This is a genomic window from Mycobacterium sp. (assembly GCF_032161845.1).
GTDB lineage: Bacteria > Actinomycetota > Actinomycetes > Mycobacteriales > Mycobacteriaceae > Mycobacterium.
This window is the reverse complement of the sequence record NZ_JAVRQA010000303.1, coordinates 1-3,440: the sequence shown is the minus strand read 5'-3', so window position 1 is coordinate 3,440 and position 3,440 is coordinate 1. Positions and strand designations below refer to the sequence as shown.

The window sequence follows — 3,440 nt, the reverse complement described above, 5'->3', positions numbered from 1 at the left end:
CCGCTCGTCCGAGGGCGGCGGCTGGGAGCCGGTGCAAGCATGAGGGGTGGACCGTCGATCAAGCACCTCGACGACGTACCGACCGAGGAGATGCTGCGCTACGAGTTTGCAGACGGCCGCACGGCGTCGATCTGGGAGAAGTGGATTGAACTATCCCCCAGGTACTTTGCGTTCTGGAACAAGTGGGACCCAGGCGCCATCTCCTCGCAACACGGGCACACCGGCGATCACAGCAACTTCATCCTCGCCGGTGAGATCCGTTGCGGTGACGTCGTAGCCCGCGCGGGTACGCACATCATGCTCGAGTGGGGCGACGTGTTCGGTCCGTGGGAGGCCGGCCCGGAGGGATGTGAACTATACGGTTTCATCGCAGGCGAGGGGCAGCCGTTCAGTGGTGACACCGCCGCATACGACGCTCTGCTCGCCGAGCGTGGCGCTCGATCTGTGCCTCTACCGATGCCAAAACACCTGCCGCCCTGGATCCTGGCCAAGCTGGGCGGCTCATTCACGTCGTCGGTGACCCAGTGGGAGCCGTCAAGCTAGCCCAGCGCTGCCTCGCCCGGCGGGTAGATCAGTACACCGCGGATGTTGGCGCCCGCATGCATGTCGGCGTAGCCGTCGTTGACCTTCTCCAGCGGATAGGTACGGGTGACCATGATGTCGAGGTCCACCTGTCCGGCGCTGCTCATCTCGAGGATCTTGGGGATGTCGGCCCGTGGGTTACCCGAGCCGTAGAGGGTGCCGACGATCTGCTTCTCCGTCAGCGTCAGGTCCATCAGGTTGGCTCGGATGTCGCGCTCGAGCATCGGGTGGATGTTGGTGACCACCAGTCGGCCTCGCTTGGCCGTCATGGCCAGGGCCTTCCCGATGAGCTGACCGTCGCCCACTCCCATCGCGCAGATGAACTTGTCCACACCTCGATCCCAGGTTGCCTCGGCGACAACGCCTTTGGCCTCGTCCCAGTCGGCCGCAGTATGGGTCGCGCCCATCTTGCGCGCCTCCTCCCGCTTGTACTCCGAGGGGTCGATGACGGTGATGGTGCGGGCACCCGCCAGCCGGGCGCCTTGGACGGCCGCAGCGCCGATGCCACCGACACCCGCGACGGCGACGGTGTCACCCGGCCGCACCTCGGCGGCGTAGACCGCCGAGCCCCATCCGGTGATGAACCCGCAGCCGAGAAGACAGGCCCGGTCGAGCCGGTAGTGCTCGGGGATCTTGACGCAACTCGCCTCGTTGACGACGGTGTGGTGTGAGAACGACCCGACACCGCAGGCCAGTGCGAGGTCCTGGACATCTTCCCCGTCACCGAGATGGTGACGGGCGGTGCCATCGTGAATCTGCATGCCGGAGTAAATCTTTGCACCGAGGTCGCACAGGCTCTGATGGCCGGTCGAGCACGACGGACAGCGGCCGCACGACGGAATGAAGCTGAACACCACGTGGTCTCCTGGTACCAGCCACGACACGTGGTCGCCGACGGCCTTGACCACGCCTGCGCCTTCGTGCCCGCCGATACAGGGCAGCCGGATCGGCATGTCGCCGGTGACGAGGTGATCGTCGGAGTGGCACATGCCAGAGGCATGTAATTCGACGAGAACCTCGGTCGCCTTCGGCGGATCGAGTTCGATGGTCTCGATCGACCACGGCGTGTTGCGCTCGAACAGGACAGCTGCCTGCGTCTGCATTGAAATACCTTCCGGGGGCTAACGGATGATGGCTTGTAGTTCGACGAAGCCGGCGATGCCTTCCGGGCCGCCCTCGCGGCCGATGCCGGACTGCTTGAAACCGCCGAAGGGACTGGCGAAGTCGAGGACCGCGGTCGAGTTGACCGCCACCGATCCGACCTGCAACCGAGCCGCCACCGCCGCCGCACGGTCCGCGTCGGCTGACCACACGGCCCCGACAAGTCCGTAGCGCGAGTCGTTGGCGATGGCCACCGCCTCGGCGGTGTCCCCGTCCGCGTCGTCGTACGCGATGACCACGGCGACCGGACCGAAGACCTCTTCGCGGGCGATCTCCATGTCGTTGGTCGCCTCGACGAGCGCCGGGTTGACGAACCATCCTGCGCGGTCGGGTCGTTCCCCGCCGGTCAGTACGGTGGCGCCTTCGTCCCGCGCGCGCTGCAAGAACCCCTCGGCCTTGTCGCGCGCGGCCTCGTTGATCAGCGGTCCGACGTCGGTGGCGCGGTCGGCAGGGTCTCCGACGGTCAGGGCGGCGACGGCGGTGGTCAGTGCGCTGACGAACTCGTCATAACGACTGCAAGGCAGCAGGATTCGGGTGAGTGCGGCGCACAGCTGGCCGTTGTTTCCCATCACGCCGCTGACCAGTCCCGAGACGGTGGTCTCGAGTGGGGCGTCGGGGAGGACGATGGCCGGCGACTTGCCGCCCAGTTCGAGGCTGTATCGGCGGATCCGGGATCCGCACGATGCAGCGATCTTGGCACCGACGGCTGTCGATCCGGTGAAGCTGACCTTGTCCACGCCGGGGTGTTCGGTCAGCAGCTCGCCGGTAGGGGCGCCGCCGTTGACGACGTTGACCACCCCGTCGGGAAGCCCGGCTTCTTCGATGGCCTGCATCAGCACGCCGAATTCGAGCGGGGCGTCGGGCGCGGGTTTGAGCACCACGGTGCATCCCGCAGCCAGGGCGGGGCCAAGCTTCAAGGCCGCGATGAACAGCGGTGTGTTCCACGGCACGATGGCCACCACGACGCCGACCGGAACTTGCCGGACCTCTACGGTGCCGCCCGTCGTCGATGGACGCGTGGCGGAGAAGGGATGGCCAGGGGCGATCGCCGCGTATGCACGCAGGACGCCGACGGCGGTGATGACCTGGCCAAAGGTGCTCCAGGAACGCGGCGAGCCAATCTCGGCGGTGGTGAGGTCGGCCAGTTCGCCCTTGCGTGCGCTCAGCGCCTCAGCCAGTCGACCCAGCGCGGCACCACGGTCTTCGGGAGGGGTCTGACTCCACGACGGCAACGCCGCGCGGGCCGCGGCCACCGCTGCGTCGACCTCCTCAGTGCCCGCGACACCCACGGTGCCGAGCACTTCACCGGTCGTCGGGGACGTCACGTCGAGTGTCTCGGTGTGCGCACCTGTCACCCATTTGCCTGCGACATAGCTTGCCGCCAACTCGCGCGCCACAGTGTCCATAGCCGCGATTCTGGCATTGATGTCATCTTTGGACAAGCGCCTCATTCGCGGTAAGGCTTTCTTTCGGTTTCGATCCTGGCTATTTTCTGACACTATTGGTCACTATGACTGCTTCGCCGGACAACGACGCCGACCTCACCGTCGGACAACCCTGGGAAGTCGTGGTGGAGCGCGGCAAGATCGCGGAGTTCGCCGATGCCATGCTGTGCGAGGATCCCGCCTACCGCGGTCCCCACGCGATCGTTCCGCCGACATTTCTAACCAGCGCCGCCAGGTGGGCGCCGCCCGACG

General features: G+C 66.5%; 3 protein-coding genes and 1 pseudogene. 2 read left to right on the top strand and 2 right to left on the bottom strand.

Annotated elements, in window-relative coordinates; translation table 11 throughout:
* A partial coding sequence (locus QOD90_RS16625) for a cupin domain-containing protein (protein ID WP_526351608.1) occupies positions 1-543 on the top strand: 543 nt, incomplete at its 5' end.
* Here QOD90_RS16625 and QOD90_RS16620 read toward each other — a convergent pair.
* Both QOD90_RS16620 and QOD90_RS16615 read right to left on the bottom strand, forming a co-directional pair.
* Positions 540-1,685: an NDMA-dependent alcohol dehydrogenase gene (locus QOD90_RS16620; RefSeq protein ID WP_526351606.1), complete on the bottom strand. Its 1,146-nt coding sequence runs from the start codon at positions 1,683-1,685 to the stop codon at positions 540-542. The genes QOD90_RS16625 and QOD90_RS16620 overlap by 4 nt on opposite strands.
* A gap of 18 nt (positions 1,686-1,703) precedes the next feature.
* The gene (locus tag QOD90_RS16615; RefSeq protein ID WP_526351604.1) at positions 1,704-3,149 is read right to left on the bottom strand and encodes an aldehyde dehydrogenase; all 1,446 of its coding nucleotides are present in this window, start codon (positions 3,147-3,149) and stop codon (positions 1,704-1,706) included.
* A gap of 104 nt (positions 3,150-3,253) precedes the next feature.
* On the opposite strand from QOD90_RS16615, the pseudogene QOD90_RS16610 reads away from it, so the two are divergent.
* A pseudogene (locus QOD90_RS16610) lies at positions 3,254-3,440 on the top strand (FAS1-like dehydratase domain-containing protein); the annotation flags it as partial.